Source organism: Amycolatopsis sp. NPDC114503 (assembly GCF_055633655.1).
This window is the reverse complement of record NZ_JBVKDT010000002.1, coordinates 583,548-609,013: the sequence shown is the minus strand read 5'-3', so window position 1 is coordinate 609,013 and position 25,466 is coordinate 583,548. Positions and strand designations below refer to the sequence as shown.

Annotated in this window: 1 pseudogene; it reads left to right on the top strand. The window is 71.6% G+C overall.

The window, feature by feature from the left end:
* Positions 1 to 14 precede the first annotated feature (14 nt).
* Positions 15 to 25,046, top strand: a pseudogene (locus ACZ7OI_RS10600) (non-ribosomal peptide synthase/polyketide synthase).
* Positions 25,047 to 25,466: the final 420 nt, after the last annotated feature.

The following is a 25,466-nucleotide window of genomic DNA, read 5'->3' as shown; positions in this document are numbered from 1 at the left end:
ACGAGACCGCCCGTGTGCTCCCGGCCAAGGCGGTGCCGGAGCTGTTCGAGGCCCAGGTCGGCCGGACCCCGGACGCCGTCGCGCTGGTGACCGACGACGAGCAGATCACTTACCGCGAGCTGGACGTCCGCGCGAACCGGCTGGCCCATCGGCTGATCGAGGCAGGCGTACAGGCGGAGGACCGGGTCGCGGTCCTGATGAACCGGTCGCCGGAACTCGTTGTCGCGGAACTGGCGATCATCAAAGCCGGTGGTGCCTACTTGCCGCTGGACCTGCGCGCCCCGGCCGAACGGTTGCGGCTGCTCCTCAGCGAGGCCGAAGTGACCGTGTTGGTAGCCGACGCGGCGTGGCTGGCCACCGCCGAGGAAGTCCACACCGGCACGATCCTCACCGGCGAGAGCGACGCGCCGGAGACGTCGCCAGCCGTCCGCGTCGATCCCGAACAGCTCGCGTACGTCATCTACACCTCAGGTTCGACCGGCCGTCCCAAGGGCGTTTCGGCACGGCATTGCGACGTCGTGGCCCTCACCATCGACCAGCGGTTCGTCCGGCACGACCGGATCCTGCTGCATTCGCAACAGGCCTTCGACGCCGCGACCTACGAGCTGTGGGTCCCGCTGCTCAATGGCGGCACCGTCGTGCTGGCTCCGCCGGGGGACGTCGACGTCGAGACGCTCGGCCGCTCGCTCACCACGCACGGCGTGACCGGCGCGTTCCTCACCACCGGGCTGTTCCGCCTGGTCGCGCAGGAATCGCCGGAGGTCTTCGCGGGCGTGCGGGAGGTGTGGACCGGCGGTGACGCCGTCCCCGCGGCGGCGCTGCGCCGGGTCCAGGCGGCCTGTCCGGACACCCTGGTCGCCGACGTCTACGGCCCCACCGAGACCACCACGTTCGCGACCGTGCACCCGCTGCCCGGCGAGGTCCCGGACGTCGTCCCGATCGGCGGGCCGCTCGACCACACCCGCGTGTACGTCCTCGACGACGACCTCCGGCTCGCCCCGCCCGGCGCGCCCGGCGAACTGCACATCGCCGGCGCGGGACTGGCGCGCGGCTACCTCGGCCGGTCCGGGCTGACCGCCGAACGGTTCGTCGCGGATCCGTTCGGCCCGCCGGGGGAGCGGATGTACCGGACCGGCGACCTGGTGCGCTGGAACGACGAGGGCGCGCTGGAATTCGTCGGCCGGGCCGACGAGCAGGTCAAGATCCGCGGCTTCCGGGTCGAGCCGAGCGAGATCGAGGCCGCGCTCGGCGAGCACCCGGGCGTCGAGCAGGCGGCCGTGCTGGCGCGTTCGGACAGTGGCGTGAAGCGCTTGGTCGCCTACGTCGTCGGCGAAACCGGTGGCCTGGCGGAGTTCCTCGGCCGGACGCTGCCGGACTACATGGTGCCCGCCGCGTTCGTCCGGCTGGAGCGGTTCCCGGTGAACGTCAACGGGAAGCTCGACCGGCAGGCGTTGCCGACGCCCGAGTTCGGCGCGCGGGACCACGTCGCGCCGCGCACCGAGCGCGAACGCGCGATCGCCGGCATCTGGGCCGACGTGCTCGGCGTGGAACGCGTCGGCGCGACCGACGACTTCTTCGAGCTGGGCGGCGATTCGATCCTCAGCATGCAGGTGGTCTCGCGCGCTCGCCGTGCGGGTCTGGAACTGCAGCCCGGCGACCTGTTCGCGCACCGCACCCCGGCCGCGCTCGCCACGGCGGCCCGCACCGCGACGACGGCGGTCGAGCGCGGCCCGGTCCACGGTCCGGTGCCGCTCACCCCGATCCAGCGCTGGTTCTTCGCGACGCAAACCGCCGAGCCAGACCATTTCCACCAGTACGTCCGCTTGGGCACCGTCGATCCGGACGCGGCGCGCGCGGCAGTCGAAGCCTTGTTGGAGCACCACGACGCGCTCCGGATGCGCTTCGCCCGCGGCGAAACCCACTGGCTCCAGGAAAACGGCCCAGTCGGCGCTGAGACACCTTTGGTCAGCTTCGACCAGAACCGGTTGGCCGTGCACCACCTGGTGGTCGACGGCGTCTCGTGGCGCGTGCTCATGGAGGACTTCGAGCGCGCGTACAACCAGGCGTTGCACGGCGAGCCGATCGACCTCGGCCCCCGCACGACGTCCTTCCGCGACTGGGCGATCCGGCTCTCCGAGCACGCTGCCGAAGGCGGATTCGACGACGAACTCGACTACTGGCGAGGCGTGTCCGGCCGGACCACCGTGCCGGTCGACGGCCGAGGAGACGCGACCAACGCCTCGCTGCGTTCGGTGACCGTTCGGCTGTCCGCAACGGAGACCGGTGCGTTGCTGCGAGACGTACCGAAGGTCTATCGCACGCAGGTCAACGACGTCCTGCTGACCGCGCTCGGCCGCGTCCTGCGGGACTGGACCGGCGGGACGCCCGTGGTCGATCTGGAAGGCCACGGCCGCGAGGAGCTGTTCGGCGACGTCGACCTGTCCCGGACGGTCGGCTGGTTCACCACGGTCTTCCCGGTGGCGCTGGACGTCCCGGACGACTGGGGCACGGCGCTCAAGTCCGTCAAGGAGCAACTGCGCGCGGTGCCGCGCCGGGGGATCGGTTACGGCGCGCTGCGGTATCTGACCGGTGCCGCGCCGGAGATCGATCCGCAGGTGAGCTTCAACTACCTCGGCCAGTTCGGCTCCGGCCGTCTGGAGTCCGACGAGAGCCCCCGCTCGGCTCGCGCGCATCTGCTGGACGTCGTCGGCCGCGTCGAGACCGGCGAGCTGGAATTGACCTGGTACTACGCTGAAGGCGTCCACGAACGGTCCACTATGGACACGCTCGCCGCCGCGATGACGACCGCCCTGCGCGAGATCATCCGGCACTGCGCCGACCCCGAGGCGGGCGGCCGGACGCCGTCGGACTTCCCGTTGGCCGCGCTCGATCAGTCCACTGTGGACGAGCTAGTCGGCGACGGCCGGGAGGTCGAGGACGTCTACCCGCTGACGCCGATGCAATCCGGGATGGTGTTCCACGCGCTGTCCCAGCCCGGCGAGCGGGTCTACTTCCAGCAGGTCGGTTTCGTGCTTGACGGCGTCGAGGACCTGGCCGCCCTGGAACAGGCGTGGCAGCAGGTGGTCGACCGGACGCCGGTGCTGCGGACGAGGATCGCCTGGGAGGGCGTGCCCGAGCCGGTCCAGGTCGTGCAGCGGCAGGTCCCGGTCCCGATCGCCCGGCACGACTGGCGCGACCGGACCCCGGCCGAACGCGACCAGGCATGGCAGGACCTGCTCGCCGCCGACCGGGCCCAAGGGCTCGACTTCACCGAAATGCCCTTGCTGCGGCTGGCTTTCGCGCGGCTTTCGGACACCGAAGTCCGCGTGCTGTGGACGTTCCACCACGTCCTGCTCGACGGCTGGAGCGTCTTCGGCGTGCTGTCCGACGTCTTCGCCGCCTACTCCCGCGCCGAGCTTCCCGAGCGCCCGCCGTTCCGCGACTACGTCGCCTGGCTGGACCGGCAGGACGACGCGGCGGCCGAGGAGCACTGGCGGCGCGAACTCGGCAGTCTCGTCGCGCCCGCCCGGCTGCCCTGCGACCGAGCCCCCGCGCAGGCGCACACGAGCCGGTCGTCGGAATGGCTGCGCGTGCCGGTCGAAAACTCCGGACGGCTGACGGACTTCGCTCGCCGGGCCGGTCTCACCCTGAACACCGTCCTGCAGGGCGCGTGGGCGCTGGTGCTGGCTCGGCTCAGCGGCGAGCGCGACGTCTGCTTCGGCACCACGGTTTCCGGCCGTCCGGTCGACCTTCCCGGCGCGGACGACATCACCGGCATCTTCATCAACACCCTGCCGGTGCGGGTCGCCGTGACAGGGGCCGACGCGACCGAGTGGCTGGCTCAGCTGCAGTCCGCTCAGGTCGAATCCCGCCGGTACGGTCACCTGCCGCTGACGAAGCTGCAGGCGTGGAGCGGTTGCGGCGGAAGCCTTTTCGACAGCATCGTGGTGTTCGAGAACTACCCGATCGACAAGGCGTCGACGCGCGGATTGCGGCTGCGCGACGTCGACGCCGCCGAGACGACGAACTACCCGATCAGCGTCGTCGCGTCGCCGGGGGAGCAGCTGACCCTGGACGTCGGCTACGACCCGGACCTGTTCGACACCGAGACCGCCGAGCGGATCACTCGTCAGCTCACCGCCGTGCTCGACGCCTTCAGCGAGGGTCCGGGATCGCTGGAAGACATCGAACTGCTCACCGAGGCCGAACGGCGCACGGTGCTCCGCGACTGGAACGACACTGCCCAGCCGCTCTCGGAGGACGACCTGACCGAGCTGTTCGCCGCACGGGTCCGGCAAGCGCCGGAGGCGGTCGCGGTGGCGGGCGACGGAATCCGCCTGAACTACGCGGAGCTGGACCGGCAGTCCGACCGGCTCGCCCGGTACCTGGTCTCGCTCGGCGCTCAGCCGGAAACGCTCGTCGGCGTCCTGATGGACCGTTCGCCGGGGCTGGTCGTCGCCGAACTCGCGATCGTCAAGGCCGGTGCCGCGTACCTGCCGCTGGACACCCGCGCCCCCGAGCCCCGGCTCAAGACCCTCCTGTCCGGCGTGAAAATCCTGGTCACCGACGAAACCTGGCGCGACACCGCCGGGAAGGTCCACAGTGGACCCACAGTCGTCCCCGGCGGCCAAACGGCGGAGGCGCAGCTGCCGAAGGCGGATCCGGCCAACCTGGCGTACGTCATGTACACCTCGGGTTCGACCGGCAAGCCGAAGGGCGTCGCACCCAGCCGCCGCGACATCGTGGCGCTGGCGGCCGACCGGCGTTTCGCCAAGCACCACCGGGTATTGCTGCACGCGTCCCAGGCCTTCGACGCCTCGACGTACGAGCTCTGGGTGCCGCTGCTCAACGGCGGCACAGTCGTCGTCGCCCCGCCCGGCGACCTCGATCTCGAAACGATGGGCCGCCTGTTCGCCGAGCATCGCGTCGATGCCGCGTTCCTCACCACCGGCTTGTTCCGGCTCGCGGCGCGCGAGGCGCCGGAGATCTTCCGCGGGCTGCAGGAGGTCTGGACCGGCGGCGACGCCGTTCCGTCGGCCGCCGTGCGCCGGGTGCGGGACGCCTGCCCGGACACGACCGTCGTGGACGTCTACGGCCCGACCGAGACGACGACGTTCGCCCTGTCGCACCCGGTTCTCGGCCCGGTGCCGGACGTCGTGCCGATCGGGAAGCCGCTGGACAACACGCGGGCGTACGTCCTCGGCCCGGACCTGCGGCCGGTGCCGCCGGGCGCGCTGGGCGAACTGCACCTCGCCGGCGCGGGCCTGGCGCGCGGGTACCACGGCGCTCCCGGCCTGACCTCCGAGCGGTTCCTGCCCGACCCGTTCGGACCGCCGGGGGAGCGGATGTACCGCACCGGCGACCTGGTCCGCTGGACCGCGCGGGGCGAGCTGGACTTCGCCGGCCGCGCCGACGAGCAGGTCAAGATCCGCGGATTCCGGATCGAACCCGGCGAGGTCGAGGCCGCGCTGGCCGCGCACCCCGGGATCTCGCAGGCCGCCGTGCTGGCGCGCGAGGACCACGGCGTCAAGCGGCTCGTCGCCTACTACACCGGGGACGCGGACGAGCTGCCCGCGTTCCTCGGGCGGACCCTGCCGGACTACATGGTCCCGGCCGCGTTCGTCCGGCTCGACCGCTTGCCGTTGAATGTCAACGGCAAGCTCGACCGCAACGCCCTGCCCGCCCCGGACTTCGCCGCGACCGGCACTCGGACCGCCCCGGCGACGGAAGCCGAACGGGTACTGGCCGGGATCTGGTCCGAGGTGCTCGGCGTCGAGGACGTCGGGGCCGAGACGAACTTCTTCGAACTCGGCGGCGACTCGATCCTCAGCATCCAGGTCGTTTCCCGGGCCCGCCGGGCCGGGCTGATCCTGTTGCCGCACGAGGTGTTCCGGCACCCGACGCTCGCCGCCTTGGCCGCGCACGCGGGCGGCGGCCACGGGCCGCAAGCCGAGCAGGGCCCGGTCGTCGGCGAAGCGCCGCTCACGCCGATCCAGCGGTGGTACTTCGAGACCCAGCCGGAGCGGTTCGACCAGCGGGTCGTGCTGGAGTTCGCCGAGGACGTCGACGAGCCGGCGCTGCGCCGTGCCCTGGACGCGGTCTGGGCGCACCACGACGCCCTGCGGCTGCGATTCGACAAAACTCAGCACAGCGACCCGCTCGGCCCGGTGGAACTGCTCGTCGGGGAGCCCGCGTTCGAGATCGAGCGGGGTCCGCTGCTGAACGCGGTCCTCGACGGACGGCGGCTGCTGCTGGCCGTGCACCACCTGGTCATCGACGGCGTCTCGTGGCGGATTCTCTTGGAGGACTTGGAAACCGCCTACCGGGGCGAAGACCTCGAACCGAAGACGACGTCGTTCCTCGCCTGGTCCCGGCGGCTCGCCGAACACGCCGAGGCAGGCGGTTTCGACGACGAACTCGCGCACTGGCAGTCCCTCCCGCCGGTGCCCGCGGGCGACCCGGGCAGCATCGCCGACACCCGCGAGGTCACCGTCCGCCTCACCGCCGAGGAAACCCGCGCGCTGCTGCAGGACGTCCCCGAGGTCTACCGGACGCAGGTCAACGACGTGCTGCTGACCGCGCTGGGCTGCGTCCTGCGGGACTGGACCGGCGAGGTCCCGGTGATCGACCTCGAAGGCCACGGGCGCGAAGACCTGTTCGAGGGCATCGATCTGTCCCGGACGGTCGGCTGGTTCACCAGCATGTTCCCGGTCGCGCTGGACGTTCCCGACGAATGGGGCGCCGCGCTCAAGGCCGTCAAGGAACAGCTGCGCGCGATCCCTCGCCGGGGCATCGGCTACGGCGCACTGCGCTACCTGACCGGCGCCGCGCCGGAGATCGACCCGCCGGTGAGTTTCAACTATCTCGGCCAGTTCGGCGCTGGGGAAGGCGGACTGTTCCGCGTTGGCAGCCTGGACGCCGACGTCGACCCGGACGCGCCCCGGACCCATGTGCTCGACGTCGTCGGCCGTGTCGAAGCAGGTGTTCTGGAACTGACCTGGTCGCACGCCACCGCCGACGGCACGGTCGAATCTCTGGCCGAACAGATGCTGGCGGCACTGCGGGAAATCATCGCGCACTGCGTCGAACCGGACGCGGGCGGACGCACCCCGTCCGACTTCCCGCTGGCTGCGCTCGACCAGGCGGGAGTGGACCGGCTGGTCGAGGGCCGCAGCGTCGAGGACGTCTACCCGCTGACGCCGATGCAGGGCGGGATGGTTTTCCACGGCCTGTCGCAGACCGCTCAGGGCATGTACTTCGAGCAGGCGACCTTCGTGCTCGAAGGAGTCACCGACCCGCAGCGGCTCGGCCGGGCGTGGCAGCAGGTCGTCGACCGCATACCGGTTCTGCGCACGTCCTTCGTCTGGACCGGCGTGGACGAACCGGTCCAGGTCGTGCACCGCGAAGCCGAGCTGCCGGTTCGGCACCTCGACTGGACCGGCCTCGACGGGCACGAGACGGAGCTGGCGCGGCTGCTCGCCGAAGACCGCGCGCAAGGCCTGGACCTCGCCGTCGCGCCGCTGGCCCGCGTCGCGCTGGCGCGGCTGTCGGACACGGAAGTCCTGGTGCTGTGGACGTTCCACCACGTCCTGCTCGACGGTTGGAGCGTCTTCCAGATCCTTTCGGACGTCTGCACCGCCTATGCCGGGCAGCCGCTGCCGTCCCGGCCGCCGTTCCGCGACTACCTCGCCTGGCTGGGCGAGCACGACCAGGCCGCCGCCGAACAGTTCTGGCGCGCCGCACTCGCCGGGATCGAAGGCCCGACGCAGCTGCCGACCGACCGGACCCCGCCGTCCGGCCACGCCCCGTGCTCGGCCGAGTGGCTGCCTGTCCGCCTGGACCGGCCCGCGACGGCTCGGCTGGACGCGTTCGTCAAACGCCACGGCCTCACGCACAACGTCGTGCTGCAGGGAGCGTGGGCGCTGCTGCTGTCTGTCTACAGTGGACAAAACGACGTCGTGTTCGGCGCCACGGCCTCCGGCCGCCCGGCCGAAGTGCCTGGGGTGGACGACATTCCCGGCATCTTCATCAACACACTGCCGGTCCGGGTCGCGGTGGACCGGGGCCTTCCCGTCGCGGACTGGCTCGCCCGGCTCCAGTCGGCCCAAGCCGAAGCGCGCGGGCACGGGCACGTCCCGCTCGCGCGGGTCCAGGGCTGGGCGGGGCTGCCGGGCGGGGTGAACCTGTGCGAAAGCCTGGTCGTGTTCGAGAACTACCCGATCACCGACGCCGCGGCCGGGCACGGCCTGACCGTGCGCGACCTGTCCGCCCGGGAGACGACGAACTTCCCGGTCACCGTCGTGGCCTCGCCAGGCGCGGAGCTGTCGGTGGACGTCGGCTACGACCCGGCGCTCTTCGACCCGGCGACGGTGACGGACCTGGGCGCCCGGCTGCTGGAGATCCTCAGCGGCCTGACCGCCGACGGAGACCGCACGCTCCGCGACGTCCCGGTCGTCACGGCGGCGGAGATCGAGCTGCTTGCCGAACGGGCCGCCACCTGCGGAGAACCGGAACCCCGGTCGCTGCCCGGCCTGTTCGCCGACCAGGTCCGCGTCCGGCCGAACGCGCTCGCGGCCGTGCTCGGCGGCGAACCGGTCACCTACGCCGAGCTGAACCGGCGGGCCAACCGGCTCGCGAACCGGCTGGCCGGGCTCGGGCTGCGGCCGGAGGAACCGGTCGGGCTCGCGGTGGACCACGCGGCCGCGGTGATCGCCGAGCTGGCGGTGGCCAAGGCGGGCGGCGCGTACCTGCCGATCGACGTGCGCGCCCCGCTCGAGCGGCAGCGGGTGCTGCTCGACGGCGTCCGGTTCATCGTCGCGGCGGAGGAACATCCGCTCGCCCAGACCGTCTTGCTGTCCTCTGTGGACGACGAGCCGGACAGCGATCCGGGCATCGCCGTCGACCCGGACCAGGCGGCCTGCGTGATGTTCACGTCCGGCTCCTCCGGGGTGCCGAAGGGCGTGGTGGTGCGCCACCGCGACGTCGCGGCGCTGGCCGCCGACCGGCGGTTCCGCTGCGGGGCGCACGAACGGGTCCTGCTGCACTCGCCGCTGGCGTTCGACGCCGCGACCTACGAGCTGTGGGTGCCGCTGCTCACCGGCGGCTGGGTCGTCACCAGCCCGGACCAGGGTCTCGACGCCCCGCTGCTGCGCGGTCTCGTCCGCGAGCACGGCCTGACCGCGGTGTGGGTCACCGCCGGGCTGTTCCGGATCCTCGCCCAGGAGACGCCGGAATGCTTCACCGGCCTGCGCGAGGTCTGGACCGGCGGCGACGTCGTCCCGGCGGAGGCGGTGCGGCGGGTGCTGGCCGCGTGTCCCGGGCTGCGGGTCGTCGACGGCTACGGCCCGACCGAGACGACGGTGTTCGCCACCGCCTATCCGATGGACGCCCCGCCGCCGGACCGGATCCCGATCGGCCGCCCGCTGGACGGCACCCGCGCCCGGGTGCTCGACGCGGACCTGCGCCCGGTGCCGCCGGGCGTGCCGGGCGAGCTGTGCCTGGCCGGCGCGGGACTGGCCCGGGGCTACCGCGGCCGGCCGGGGCTGACCGCGGACCGGTTCGTCGCCGATCCGGACGGCCCGCCGGGACAGCGGATGTACCGCACCGGCGACGTCGTCCGCTGGCGGCCCGACGGCACGCTGGAATTCCTCGGCCGCCGCGACGACCAGGTCAAACTGCGCGGGTTCCGGGTCGAACCGGGAGAGGTCGAGGCCGTGCTGGCGAAACACCCGGAGGTCGCGCAGGCCGCGGTGCTCGTCCGGGAGGACCAGCCCGGTGCGAAGCAATTGGTCGCCTACGTCGTTTCGGCGGCCGGAGAAAGTGTGCTCAGGGAGTTCCTGGCCCGGTCCCTGCCGGACTACCTGGTGCCGTCGGTGTTCCTCGCGCTCGACCGGCTTCCGGTGAGCGCCAACGGAAAGCTCGACCGACGCGCACTGCCCGCCCCTCGGGCGACGGAGACCGGGCACGTCGAGCCGCGGACGGAGACCGAGCGGGCGCTCGCCGGGATCTGGGCCGAGGTGCTCGGCGCGGACCGGGTCGGCGCGCAGGACAGCTTCTTCGCCCTCGGCGGCGATTCGCTGCGCAGCCTGCACATCTCCGCCAAAGCCAGCGCGCTCTTCGACGTCCGGCTCACCCCGGCCGACGTGCTGGCCGCGCGCACCGTCGCGCGGCTGGCCGAAACCGTCGAAGACCTCGTGCTCGGCGAGCTGGAACGCCTTGCCGCAGAACTGGAATCGTGAGGACTCCCCATGACGTCGTCCCGTGAGGACCGCATCGCCGCGCTGCCCGCTCACCTGCAGGAAGCGCTGCGCCGCCGGATGGCCGGAACGGCCGGCCGCGCGCCGGAGATCCCGGCCGCCGCCGACCGCTCCGGCCCCGTCCCCCTGTCGTCCGCGCAACGCAGGCTGTGGTTTCTCAGCCGGCTCCGCCCGGACGATCCCGAGTACAACAGCGCGTTCTCCCTGCGCCTGACTGGCGAGCTGAAGGTCGAGGCGCTGGCGACGGCGTTGCGGCTGCTGGTCGCCCGGCATGAACCGCTGCGCACGACTTTCGAAGAGGCCGACGGCGAGCCCCGGCAGATCGTCCAGCCGCCGTATGAGGTGGCGCTTCCGGTGGTCGATGCCGCGCCGGATGACCTCGACGCTGTTCTGAAGGCCGAGTACTCGCGGCCGTTCGATCTCGCGCGCGGGCCGTTGCTGCGGGCGGTGCTCGTGCGCCTTGGTCTGGCCGAGCACGTGCTGCTGGTGTGCGTGCACCACATCGCCACCGACGGCGCGTCGATGGGCGTGCTGACGGAAGAACTCGGCCTCCTCTACCGCGACGGCGAGCACGCGGACCTGGTGCCGCAGCCGTTGCAGTACGCGGACTTCGCGGTGTGGCAGCACAATCGCCCGACCCGCGCGGCCGGCCTGGAGCATTGGACCCGGCAGCTGACCGGGGTGACACCGCTGGAGCTGCCGACGGACCGTTCGCGCCCGGCCGCCCGCAGCACGGCCGGTGCGGTGCGCGAGTTCGCCGTCCCCTCGGACGTGGCCCGTCGGCTCGCGGACCTGGCGCGCGCCTCGGAAACCACGTTGTTCACCGTCTTGCTCGCCGCCTGCCAGGCGCTGTTCGCGCGCTACACCGGCCAGGAGGACATCGCGCTCGGCACCGTCGTCTCCGGCCGGGACCGGCCGGAGCTGGAGCGGGTGGTCGGGTTCTTCGTCAACACCGTCGTCCTGCGCTCGGAAGTGGACCGCTCGGCGTCGTTCGCCGACCACCTGGCGGTCGCGCGGCAGACCGTCCTGGACGCTTTCGCCCACGACGACGTGCCGTTCGAGGAAGTGGTCGACGCGGTGCACGCGGGCCGGGACCCCGGGCGCAACCCGTTGTTCGACGTCATGGTGCTGCTCCACAACGCCAGCGGGACCGGGCCCGCGTTCCCGGGGCTGGCCGCGGAACCGGCTGGGGTGGCACGGGATTCGTCCAACTTCGACCTCACCGTCGAGTTCGAAGAATCCGACGGCCGCTTGGCCGGGCTCGTGGAGTACAGCACCGAGCTGTTCGAAGTCGGGACGATCGACCGGCTGATCGCGCACCTGCTGCGGCTGCTGGCCGGGGTCGGCGCCGACCCCGGCCGCCGCATCGCCGACCTGCCGCTGACCACCGAGACCGAGGAAGCCCAGCTGCTCGGCTGGCGCGGCCCGGTGCTCGACGCCGCCGACGTTGCTGACGGCACCATCGTCGACCTTCTCGACCACCAGGTCAGGACCCGGCCGACGGCGACCGCGCTGGTCTGCGGCGACGTCCGGATGAGCTTCGCCGAACTCGCCGCCCGCACCGACGTGCTCGCCGCGGATCTGGTGTCCCGGGGCGCGGGGCCGGACCGGGTGGTGGCCGTGCTGCTCCCGCGCTCGGCCGACGCGATCGTCGCGCTGTTCGCCGTTCTCAAGGCCGGTGCGGTCCACCAGTCGATCGATCCCGGCCTGCCTGCCGAGCGGATCAAGGTGCTGCTGGCCGACACGCGGCCGGCGGTGGTGCTGGACCGCATCGGCGGCTTCACCGACGGTCCGCGCCCGGCCGGGCCTCAGCCGTCGGATGCCGCCTACGTGATTCACACGTCCGGTTCGACCGGCACGCCCAAGGGCGTCGTGGTCGAGCACGCGGCGCTGGTGAACCTGCTGGCCAACCACCGCGCGGCGTTCGGTCGCGAGCGGCTGCGGGTGGCGCTGACGGCGTCACTGTCGTTCGACACGTCGTGGGAAGGCCCGCTGCTGCTGGCCGACGGGCACGAACTGCACCTGATCAGCGACGAAACCCGGCTCGACCCTGCCGCGCTCACGCGCTACGTCCGCGACGAGCACATCGGCTTCCTCGACGTGACCCCGTCCTACCTGCGGCAATTGCTGCCCGCCGGACTGCTTGAAGGCGAGCAGCGGCCACGGTTCCTGATGGTCGGCGGCGAGGCCATCGGCGAGAGCCTGTGGCTAGAACTGGCCGGATCCGGGGTAGCCGCCGGAAACTACTACGGCCCGACAGAGTCCACTGTGGACGCTACGTGGGCCAGGGTGACCGGAGACCGGCCGTCGATCGGCCGTCCGCTGGGGAATGTCGGCGCGTACGTGCTCGACGAAGCACTCCGGCTCGTCCCCGCTGGAGTGCCCGGCGAACTCTGCCTCGCCGGAGCGCAGCTCGCGCGCGGCTACCTCGGCCGGCCGGGTCTCACCGCCGACCGGTTCGTGGCGAATCCCTTCGGCGCGCCCGGAACCCGCCTCTACCGGACCGGCGACCGCGCCCGCTGGACGGCCGACGGCAGGCTGGAGCACCTCGGCCGGACCGACGACCAGGTCAAGGTCCGCGGTTTCCGCATCGAACCCGGCGAAGTCGAGACCGCGCTGCGTGCCCAGCCGGGCGTGGTCGATGCGGCTGTTGACGCGCGCGACGGCCGGCTCGTCGCCTATCTCGTCGGCGACCCCGCTGACGTGCGGAGCGAACTGGCCGCGGTGCTGCCCGCGCACTTGATTCCGTCCGTGTTCGTCCCTCTCGACCAGCTTCCGCTGACCCGGCACGGCAAACTGGACCGCCGGGCGCTGCCTGATCCGGAAATCTCCGCGTCAGCGCAGTACCTCGCCCCGCGAAACGAGCGGGAACAGCTCGTGACCGACGTCTGGTCCGAGGTGCTCGGACTGGAACGCGTCGGCGTCGAAGACGATTTCTTCGCTCTCGGCGGCGATTCGCTGCTCGGCATCCGGGTGGTCGCGCGCTTGCGTGCCGAACTCGGCGCCGACGTTCCTGCCCGGCTCGTTTTCACCGCGCCGACCCCGGCGCTGCTGGCCGCACAGTTGCCCGCTGCCTCCGCGCCGCAGGAAGCGATCCCGCTCCTGCCTCGCGGCGACGGACCGTTCGAAGCACCGCTTTCCTTTGCGCAGCAACGGCTCTGGTTCCTCGACGAATTCGACCCCGGCAGCACCGAGTACGTCTCGCCGACCGCACTGCGGTTGCGCGGTGCGCTTGACGTGCGCGCACTGAACCAGGCACTCACCGCACTGGTGGCCCGGCACGAATCCCTCCGCACGACCTTCGCGACGGTCGACGGCCGCGGCGTGCAGATCGTCCACCCGCCGCACGCTGTCGATCTGCGAGCGGCCGACGGCGACCTGGACACCGCGCTGGCCGCCGCGACCGGACCGGTCGACCTGCACACGGGCCCGCTGCTGCGCGCCGCGCTCACCAGGCTCGGTCCCGACGACCATGTGCTCACCTTGGTGCTGCACCACATCGTCACCGACGGCTGGTCGTCAGGCGTCCTCCTGAGCGAACTCGCGGCCCTGTACGCCGCGTTCCTCCACGACGAGGAACCGGGATTGCCGCCGCTGCCCGTGCACTACGCCGATTACGCGGTCTGGCAACGAAACCGCACCGACTTCGACAGCCAGCTCAGCTACTGGCGGCACCGCCTCGCCGGTCTCGAACCGCTGGAACTGCCCACCGACCGGCCCCGTCCGGCGGTCCGCACGAAGAACGGCGCGCTGCACGAGTTCAGCGTCCCGGTCGGCACCACCGCGCGCCTCGCCGAGCTGTCCCGGCAGCAAGGCAGCACGCTCTTCATGACCCTGCTCGCCGCCTGCCAGGTGCTGTTCGCGAGGTGGTCCGGGCAGGACGACGTCGCGGTCGGCACCGTCGTGTCCGGCCGGGAACGCACCGAGCTGGAAGGCCTGATCGGCTTCTTCGCCAACACCCTCGTCCTGCGGTCCACTGTGGACTTGAACCGCGGCTTCGACGCCTTCCTCGGCGAAGTCCGCGACACCGTGCTGGACGCTTTCGCGCACCAGGACGTCCCGTTCGACCGCGTCGTGGACGACGTCCAGCCCGAACGCGACCCCAGCCGCACCCCGTTGTGCCAGGTCATGGTCGTGCTGCACAACACCCCGGACGCCCGCCCGGCGCTGCCCGGTCTCGCCGTCGAGGAACTCGCGCCGCCGATCGTGACCGCCGGATTCGACCTGGCGCTCCACTTCCAGCAGACCGCCGGACGGCTCGACGCGGTCGTCAACTACAACACCGACCTGTTCGACGCCGCCACGATCGAACGGCTGAGCAACTGGCTGCGCATCCTGCTGGCCGGAATCGCGGCGGCCCCGGCGCAGGCGCTCGGCCGGTTGCCGTGGATCACCGCCGACGAGCGGGACCGCGTCCTGCGGGAGTGGAACCCCACCGTCGTCGCGGCTCCGGAGCCGACGCTGCACCGGCTGTTCGCCGCGCAAGCCGTCCGCACCCCGCACGCCGTCGCGGTGACCTGCGAAGGCGTCGAACTGACCTACCGCGAGCTGGACCGGCGGGCAAACCGCCTGGCGCACCGGCTGATCGCCGAGGGCGCCGGGCCGGAACGCCTGGTGGCCCTGCGATTGCCGCGTTCGGCGGACCTGGTCGTCGGGATCCTCGCCGTGCTGAAGTCCGGCGCGGGATACCTGCCGATCGACCCGGACTACCCGCCCGCGCGGATCGAGGCGATGCTGGCCGACGCGCAGCCGGTGTGCGTCGTGGACACGATCGCGGCGGACGGACGGCCGGACACCGATCCCGGAGTGCTGGTCCGTCCGGAGAACACCGCGTACGTCATCTACACCTCCGGCTCCACCGGCGTGCCCAAGGGCGTCCTCGTCCCGCACGCGAACGTGACCCGGCTGTTCTCCTCGACCGAGGCCTGGTTCGGCTTCGGCGACCAGGACGTCTGGACGCTCTTCCACTCCTACGCGTTCGACTTCTCGGTGTGGGAGCTGTGGGGCGCGCTGCTGCACGGCGGCCGCCTGGTCGTGGTCCCGGCCGACACGGTCCGGTCGCCGGAGGAATTCCTGGCCCTGCTGGCCGAACAGCGGGTGACCGTGCTCAACCAGACGCCGTCGGCGTTCTACCGGCTCGGCGCGCTGCCGTCGGAGCCGTTGAGCCTGCGGTACGTGATCTTCGGCGGCGAGGCCTTGGATCCGGTGCGCCTGGAGGAATGGCGACGGCGGCATCCGGACGGACCGCAGCTGATCAACATGTACGGCATCACCGAAACCACCGTGCATGTGACCTACCGCGTGCTCGACGATCGCGCGACCGTGGGCGTGCCCATCCCGGACCTGCGCGCCTACGTCCTGGACGCTTGCCTCGAACCGGTGCCGCCCGGCGTCACCGGGGAGCTGTACGTCGCGGGCGCCGGCCTGGCGCGCGGCTACCTGAACCGGCCGGGCCTGACTGCGTCGAGGTTCGTCGCGGACCCGTTCGGCGAGCCGGGAACGCGGATGTACCGCACCGGCGACCTGGTGTGCTGGACCTCGGACGGCGAACTCGCCTACCGCGGCCGGGCCGACCACCAGGTCAAGATCCGCGGTTTCCGGATCGAGCTGGGCGAGGTCGAGGCGGCGCTGTCCGCGCATCCGGACGTGACCGGCGCGGCGGCCGTCGCGCACGGCACGGGCGACGCCCGGCGGCTGGTCGCGTATCTGACCGGGACGGTGCCGGGGACCACGGTGCTGCGCGAGTTCCTTGCTCGCTCGCTGCCCGCGCACATGATCCCGGCGGTGTTCGTCGCGCTGGACGAGCTGCCGCTCAACGCGAACGGGAAGCTCGACCACCGAGCGCTGCCCGCGCCCGGCGCGCGGGTCGAAAACCGTTACGTGGCACCGCGCACCGAGATCGAGACCGCTCTCGCCGAGGTCTGGTCGACGGTGCTCGGCGTCGACCAGGTCGGCGTCGAGGACAACTTCTTCGGCCTCGGCGGCGACTCGATCCTGAGCATCCAGGTCGTCTCCCGCGCCCGCCAGGCCGGGCTGACGCTGACGTCCAAGGATCTTTTCCAGCACCAGACCATCGCGGAACTGGGCCGGGTCGTCACGACCGGCGGGCCGGTCGCGCGGGCGCCGGAGCGCAGCGGTCCCGCGCCGCTCGGGCCGATCCAGTCGTGGCTGTTCGAGCACCTGGACGAGCCGTGGCGGCTCACTATGTCTGTCCACCTTGTACTGTCCTCTGTGGACGTTTCGCGGTTGACTGCCGCGATCGCCGAAGTCACTGCTCGGCATGCCGCCTTGCGGATGCGGTTCTTCCAAGCGGACGGAAGCTGGCAGCAGGAACCGGTCGCCGCCGAACCGGCGGACATCCTGCGGCACGCCGACTTGTCCGAAGTGGACGACGCGGCAGCGGCGATGCACGCCGAGGCAGTGCGCGCACAGACCTCTTTGGACATCGTCAACGGCCCCGTGTGGCGCGCGGTCCTGTTTACCTTCCGGGACCGCTCGCCGCAGCTGTTCCTCACTGCGCACCACCTCGTGATGGACGGCGTCTCCTGGCGCGTCCTGCTGGGCGACCTGGAACGCGCCTACCAAGGCGAACCGCTGGAACCGACCGGCAGTTCGTTCACCCACTGGGCCCGGACGCTGGCCGATCATGTCCGCACCGGCGGGCTGGACGACGAGGCGGAGTACTGGGGGAGTGTGCTGCACGGCGTCGAGACCGGACTCCCGGTCGACCACTCCGGACGCAACACCGCGGCATCGGCGCGTTCGGTGTCGGTTTCCCTTGGCAAGACTGAAACTTCCGCGCTCCTGCAGGACGTGCCCGGCGCGTACCGGACCGAGGTCAACGACGTCCTGCTGAGCGCCCTCGCCCGCGTGCTGGCGCGCTGGACGGGCCGGTCTCGGGTCGTGCTCGAAATGGAAGGCCACGGCCGCGAGGACGTCGCCGAGCCGCTCGACCTGTCCCGGACGATCGGCTGGTTCACCGCGCAGTACCCGGTCGCGCTGACCGTGCCCGGCGACGGCTGGGACGCGGTCCTCAAGTCAGTCAAGGAACAACTGCGCACCATCCCGAACAAGGGCGTCGGCTACGAAGCGCTGCGCTACCTCAGCGAATCCCCGCTGCGGAACGACCCGACACCGCAGATCTCGTTCAACTACCACGGCCGCTGGGACGTCGGAACCGCCGAGGACGGGCTTTACCAGGGCCGAGGGGAAAGCCTCGGCCACGATTCCGCGCCGGACGGCGTCCGCCCGTACCTGCTGGACGTCGTCGGCGTGGTCGAATCCGGCGAACTGCACCTGACCTGGGAATACTCGGCAGAGGTGCACGAGGAGGCGACCGTCCGCGGCCTGGCCGAGGCGACTGTCGGAGCGCTGCGGGAAATCGTCGCGCACTGCGCGGAGACGGGTGGCCGCACGCCGTCGGACTTCCCGCTGGCCAGGCTCGACCAGGCAGGAGTGGACCGGCTGGCCGGGGACGGCCGCGAGGTCGAGGACATCTACCCGCTGACCGCACTGCAGGCGGGTATGGTGTTCCACAGCCTGGTCGACAGCGGGTCGAGCGCGTACTTCGACCAGTTCCGGCTGCGACTCGCCGGAGTGCGGGACCCGCGCGCGCTGGGCGAGGCTTGGCAGCGCGTGGTGGACCGGACGCCGATCCTGCGCAGCAGCACGGTCTGGGACGGCGTCGACGAGCCGGTGCAGCGCGTCCATCGCGGGGTGCGAGTGCCGGTCGGACACCACGACTGGCGCGGTCTCGCTGCGGAAGCGCAGCAGGCCGAGCTGACGAAACTGCTCGAAGCCGACCTGGCGGCGGGCATGGATCTGACGGCCCCGCCGTTGATGCGCCTGGAGATCGCCCGGCTGACCGACGACGAGGTGCAACTGCTCTGGACCTCGCACCACGTCCTGCTCGACGGCTGGAGCGCCGCTCAGGTGTTCGGCGAGGTTTGCGAGCAGTACACGGCGATTGTCGAAGGCACGCCCGCGAAACTGACGCCGCGCCGGCCGTTCCGCGACTACCTCGCGTGGCTGGCCGAGCAGGACCGCGCCGCGGCCGAGGAGCACTGGCGGGAGGTGCTCGACGGCTTCGCCGCACCGACTCCGCTGCCGTACGACCGCCGTCCCCGCGAGGCGCATCGCGCGGAATCCGGGGCGACACTGCTGGTCGAACTGTCCACAGAGGAATCGGCGGAGCTGCGCGAGATGGCGAAAGCCGCCGCGCTGACGGTCAACTCGGTCGTGCAGGGAGCGTGGGCGCTGCTGCTCGCGCGCTACAGCGGCGAGCCGGACGTCTTGTTCGGCACCACGGTTTCCGGCCGGCCGCCGGAACTGCCCGGCGTCGAGGCGATGATCGGGATGTTCATCAACACGGTGCCGACCCGGGTCGAAGTCCGGAATGGACAGCCGGCCGCCGAATGGCTGCGCGCGATCCAGGCCGAGCAGGCGGACGCGCGCCGGTACGACTTCCTGGCGCTCTCGCAGCTGCAGACCTTCACCGGCGTACCAGCGGGCGCGGCGTTGTTCGACAGCGTGGTGGTCTTCGAGAACTACCCGATCGAAGACAGCGGGCAGGACGGCGTCCGGGTGCTGGACGTCGAATCGCTGGACACCACGAGCTACCCGCTGAACCTCACTGCCTACCTCCACGACCGGCTCGGGCTCGAACTGTCCTACGACCCGAAGCTGTTCGACGAAGCCACCGCGCAGCGGCTGGCCGGGCACCTCGCCCAGCTGGTGCGGGCGATCGCCGCCGACCCGGACCGTCGCGTCGGCTCGCTCTCGCCGCTCACCGCCGACGAGCGCCGCCACGTGCTGGCCCTGGGACACGGCGACACCGCCGACCTCCCGGCGGAGACGGTCCTGGACGTGTTCGACGCGACCGTCGCGCGAATGCCGCACGAGACCGCGCTGATCTTCCACGACACCGTCCTGGACTACGCGGAGGTCGACGCCCGCGCCACGCAACTGGCCGAAGGGCTGATCGAGCAGGGTGCCGGGCCGGAGCGAGTGGTGGCCGTCATGCTGCCGCGCTCGGCCGAGGCAGTCATCGCGTTCCTGGCGATTTTCAAGGCAGGCGCGGTGTATTTGCCGATCGACGCGGACCTGCCGGAGGAACGTGTCGACTTCCTGCTGAACGACGCGCGCCCAGTGGTCGTGCTCGGCAGGCCGGAGGAGAGTTACGCACCCCCTGCGCCGCGCTCGAAGCGGCCGGACGCGGACACCGCCGCGTATGTCATCTACACCTCGGGCTCGACGGGCACGCCGAAGGGCGTCGTGGTGGAGCACCGCGCGCTGGTGAACCTGCTGGTCGCGCACCGTGCGATCTTCCTCGATCGAGGGCGGGAACGGGTGGCGCTCACCGCGTCGCTGGCCTTCGACGCGTCCTGGGAACCGCTGCTGGCCATGATCGACGGCCACGAGCTGCACGTGCTGGACGACGACACCCGGCTCGACCCGCTCGCCCTGGTCCGCGCCGTCCGGGCGCACGGGCTCAACCTGCTCGACCTCACCCCGGCTTACCTCCAGCAGTTGCTGGACGCCGGACTGGCGACCGGCGAAGTCCGGCCGCGCACGGTGATCACCGGCGGCGAGGCGGCCACCGAAACGCTGTGGCGGCAGCTGGCCGCCGCGGACGTCACCGGGCACAACTACTACGGCCCGACGGAAGCGACCGTCGACTCGATCCACGCGCCGGTGACCGGGGACGAGGTGCTGATCGGCCGTCCGCTGACCAACTTCCGCGCCTACGTCCTCGGCGACACCGGCGAGCCCGTGCCGCCCGGCCTGCCCGGCGAGCTGTTCCTCGCCGGACCGCAGCTCGCGCGCGGCTACCTCGGCCGGCCAGGCCTGACCGCGGACCGGTTCGTGGCGGATCCCTTCGGCCCGCCGGGGGAGCGGATGTACCGCACCGGCGACCAGGTCCGCTGGACCGCCGAGGGCTCGCTCGACTACCTCGGCCGCGTCGACGACCAGGTCAAGATCCGCGGGTTCCGGGTCGAGCCGGGCGAGATCGAGACCGTCCTGCGGCGGCATCCGGCGATCGCCGACGTCACCGTCATCGCCCGCGAAGGCCGCCTCGTCGCGTACGTCGTCGGCGAAGCGCGGGGTTTGCGGGAGTGGACGCGCGAACGGCTGCCGGAGCACCTGGTCCCGTCGGCGTTCGTGTCGCTGGACGCGTTGCCGCTCAACCGGAACGGCAAGCTCGACCGCCGCGCGCTGCCCGCCCCCGGCCGCGCTGGAACCGCCGAGTACGTCGCGCCGCGGACCGCCGCCGAACAGCGGCTCGCCGCGATCTGGGCCGATGTCCTCGGAATCGACCGGGTGGGCGCCGACGACAGTTTCTTCGAGCTCGGCGGCGACTCGATCCTCAGCATGCGGATCACCTCGCGGGTGCGAGCGGAATTCGGTGTCGAAGTATCGCCGCGGATGCTCTTCTCGGCGCCGACGCTCAGCCAGTTCGCCGCCGAACTCCCCGCCCGGCAAGCGGATGCGGAGGCGATCCCGGTCCTCGCCCGGGACGGCGTGCTGCCGTTGTCGTTCGCTCAGCAACGTTTGTGGTTCCTGGACGAATTCGAGCCCGGCGGCCGGGAATACATTTCTCCCACCGCATTGCGCTTGCGCGGTGAACTCGACATCGACGCCTTGAGCAAGGCATTGACCACGGTCGTCGCCCGGCACGAATCGCTCCGCACCACCTTCGACGCAATCGAAGGCCATCCCGTTCAGGTCGTACACGAGCCCGCACCGGTCGAACTCCCGGTGGAGGCCTTCGACGAGGCAGTGCTGGTCCGCGAAGCGCTTCGGCCCTTCGACCTGCGCACCGGGCCGTTGCTGCGCGCCCGGTTGTTCCGGGAGGAGTCCGGCGACCACGTCCTGCTGCTGGTGCTGCACCACATCGTCACCGACGGCTGGTCGGCCGGCGTGCTGGCCGCCGAACTGGACACCTGCTACTCCGCCTATGTCCGCGGCGATGAGCCAAACCTGCCCGCGCTGCCGGTGCAGTACGCGGATTTCGCGGCCTGGCAACGGGATTTCCTCGACAGCCCCGACCTCGACGAGCAACTCGACCACTGGCGGGACCGGCTCGCCGGGCTCGCACCGCTCGAACTGCCCACCGACCGGCCGCGTCCCGCAGTCCGCACGAGCGAGGGGGACTGGTTCGGCTTCGACATTCCCGCCGAGGTCGCCGCGAACCTCCGCGAACTCGCGGGCGCACAGCACGGCACCCTGTTCATGACGCTGGTCGCGGCCTTCCAGGTCGTACTGGCGCGCTGGTGCGGACAGGAGGACATCGCGGTCGGCACAGTCGCGGCGGGACGCGAGCGGGCCGAGCTGGAACGCCTGATCGGCTTCTTCGTCAACACACTGGTCCTTCGGTCCACAGTGGACTCACGCGGCTCCTTCCGGGAGTTCGTCGGCGGCGTGCGCGACACGGTGCTCGACGCTTTCGCTCACCAGGACGTGCCTTTCGAGCGCGTGGTGGACGCCGCCCAGCCGGTCCGGGATCCGAGCCGGACGCCGCTGTTCCAGGCGATGGTGGTGCTGCAGAACACCGGTGACCGGCCCGGCGGCGGCGCGCTCGTCGCCGAGGAGGTCGCGCTGCCCGCGACGACCGCGACGTTCGACCTGCTCGTGCAATTCGAGGAGGACGACGGTGCGATGCACGCCGCGATCAACTACTCCACCGGCCTGTTCGACGCCGCGACGATCGAACGGTTCGCTGGCCGGTTGCTGACCGCGCTGACTGTTCTCGCTGCTCAGCCGGACCAGCCGATGGCGTCGCTGCCGCTGCTGCCGCAGTCCGAAGCGGACCAATTGCGGGTGTGGAACGACACCGCGGCTGCGGACTCGACGGCGTCCCTGGCCGAGCTGTTCGAAGCACAGGCCGGGCGGACTCCCGACGCTCCCGCGCTGGTATCCGCCTCCGGGGAGAGCACTTTCGCCGAGCTGAACGCGCGGGCGAACCGGCTGGCCCGGCTGCTGGCCGAGCGGGGTTCCGGGCCCGAGCGGATCGTCGCCGTCCGGCTGCCGCGCTCGACCGCGCTCGTCGTCGCCGAGCTGGCGATTTCGAAGACCGGCGCCGCGTTCCTCCCCGTCGACCCGGGCTATCCCGCCGAGCGCATCGAATTCATGCTGCGCGACGCCGGTCCGGTCCTCATCGTGGACGAGGAACTCGACGCCGCCGGCTACCCGGACACGAACCTCGGCGTCCCGGTCGACCCGGAGCGGGCGGCGTACGTGATCTACACGTCCGGTTCGACCGGGCGGCCCAAGGGCGTCGTCGTGCCGAACGCCGGACTGGCCACTCTCGCGGCCGCCACGATCGGCCATTTCCAGGTCCGCCCCGGCGACCGGGTGCTGGCGTTCAGCTCGCCCAGCTTCGACGCGGCGGTCGTGGAAGTCTGCCTGACGCTGTCCGCGGGCGCCGCGCTCGTCGTCCCGCCCGAAGGGCCGTTGCTCGGCGCGCAGCTGGCCGAGGTGCTGACCGAACACCGGGTCACGCACCTGGTGGTCCCGCCGGTCGCGCTGGCGACCGTGCCCGACCTGCCGCTGCCTGAGTTGCGCACGGTGGTCGTGGCAGGCGACGTGTGCCCGGCCGAGCTGGTCGCCCGCTGGGCGCCGGGGCGGCGGATGATCAACGCCTACGGGCCCACCGAATGCACGGTCGCGACTTCGTGGAGCGAACCGCTGTCGCCGGGCGGCCCGCCGCCGATCGGCAAACCGATCCGGAACACCGAGACGTACGTGCTGGACGCCGGGCTGCGGCAGACGCCGATCGGGTCCACGGGCGAGCTGTACGTCCGCAGCGCCGGACTGGCCCGCGGCTACCTGTCCCGGCCCGGCCTGACCGCCGACCGGTTCGTGGCGAACCCCTTCGGCCCGCCGGGATCGCGGATGTACCGCACCGGCGACGTCGTCCGGCAGACGGCGGCGGGGGACCTGGAATTCGCCGGACGCGTGGACCACCAGGTCAAGATCCGCGGGTTCCGCGTCGAACTCGGCGAGATCGAGGCGGCGCTGCGGCGGCATCCGGAGGTGCGCGAGGCCGTCGTGGTGGCCCGGGAAGCGAGCGGGCACAAGCGATTGGTCGCCTACGTCGTCGGCGAAACCGCTCAGCTGCGCGCTTTCCTGGGCGAGACGCTGCCGGACTACCTGGTGCCGTCGGTGTTCGTGCCGCTCGACGAGATTCCGGTGAGCCCGAACGGGAAGATCGACCGCGCCGCGCTTCCGGAGCCGGATCTGTCGGAGCTGCAGACCGCGGTGCACGTCGCCCCCAGGAACGAGCTGGAGGAACTGCTGGCGAACGTCTGGGCCGAGGTGCTCGGAATCCCGCGGGTCGGCGCCACGGACAATTTCTTCGAACTCGGCGGCGATTCGCTGCTCAGCATCCAGGTCGTGCACCGCGCCCGGCAGGCGGGGCTGGCGATGCGCTCGAAAGACCTGTTCACGCACCAGACGGTCGCCGAGCTGGCGAGCGTCGTCCAGCCGGCCGGCGCGGCCGAGGACGACCGCGAAGCCGTGGTCGGGTCGGTTCCGCTGACCCCGATCCAGCGCTGGTTCCTGGACGCCGCGCCGGCGAATCCCGCGCACTTCAACCAGTCCGTGCTGATCGAGCTGAACGGCCCGGTGGACGAGGAAGTCCTGCGGCAGGCGATCGACGCGCTGGTGGATCAGCACGATGCCCTGCGGCTGCGCTTCGAGCGGACCGCCGACGGGTGGACCCAGCACAACGACCCCGTCGATTCCTGTTCCGTCCTGCGCCGCGTGTCCACTGTGGACCTCGAACGGGCGGCCGACGACGCTCAGGCCAGCTTCGACCTTGCCCAGCCTCCGCATCTGCGGGCCCTCTTGTCGGACGGTGCCGAGAACCCGTTGCTTTTCCTGGTGGCGCACCATTTGGTCGTCGATGCCGTTTCGTGGGGCATCCTGCTGGAGGATCTCGAACGGGCCTATCGGCAGATCGAAGCCGGGGAAAAGCCGGATCTGGGGCCGAAGACGACGTCGTTCCGGGACTGGGCGCGACGGTTGCGGGAGTTCGCCGAATCCGGTGCGCTGGACGGGGAACGCGCGCACTGGGCTCGCGATCTGCCTGGCTGCGAGATCCCGGTGGATCGGGCAGGTGCCGCTCCGGAGCCGCAAGAACTGGTGACCATCCGCGTCGACGAGCGAGACACCGATGCCTTGCTGCACCTGGCTCCCGGTGCGTACCGGACTCGGATCAACGACGTTCTGCTGACCGCGCTGGCCTGGACTTTGACCCGCTGGACCGGCGAGTCCGCCGTGGCGATCGACCTCGAAGGCCATGGGCGGGAAGAGATTCTGGACGACGTCGACCTGACCCGGACGGTCGGATGGTTCACGACGCTGTTCCCGGTCGCGCTGGAGGTCGCTCCGGCCGCGGGCTGGCGGGAGCTGGTGAAGTCGGTCCGGCGGCAGTTGCGGGCGGTGCCGGGGAACGGGTTCGGGCACGGGGTGCTGCGGGCCTTCCGGTTCCCGGAGCTGGGCCGGTCTTCTCCGCGGGTCGCGTTCAACTACCTGGGGCAGGGCGAGAACACCGGGACCGGCGAAGGGCTGTTCCTGCGGTCGCTTCCGCCGCTGGGCCGGGACCAGGATCCGGCGAACCGGTCGCTGCACGCGCTCGAGGTGGTCGGCGGGGTGCGGGAAGGACAGCTGGAGTTTTCGTGGTTCTACCAGCCGGATCTGCATGCGCGGGCGACCGTGGCCGGGGTGGCGGCGGGATTCGCGGACGCGTTGCGGGCTATCGCGGCGGATTGCCGGGGTGAGGGATGAGCCGGGGTGCCGGTGATCGCGGGTGTCGGTCGTTGGTGTTCGAGGCGAGCGCATGCGGTGGGGCGGGCGCCTCGGCGGACTTGTCGGGAGGGCGGGGTTTTCGGCTATTGCCCGCTGCCGGGCCGGGTCGTTTCGGCGGCGCGGTTCGCCGTGCCTGGGGCTTGGCGCGCTGTTGTCGTTGGCTTTCGGAGGGGCGAGGGATGAGCGGGATTGTCGGCTGCGAGCCTCGGCCGCGGTTGGTTGGCCGGGCCTCTTGCCCTGTCATCTTTCGCGGGCAGCTTGTGGGCTATCGAGGGGACGGGGCATGAGCGGGATCGTCGGCGGCCGGTTGTGGCGGATCGGTCAGGTGGTCTCTGGGTTCGGCGGGGCCGCAGCTCGTCCCGTGACCTTCGCGGGCGGTGGGAGACAAGCGATGAGCGG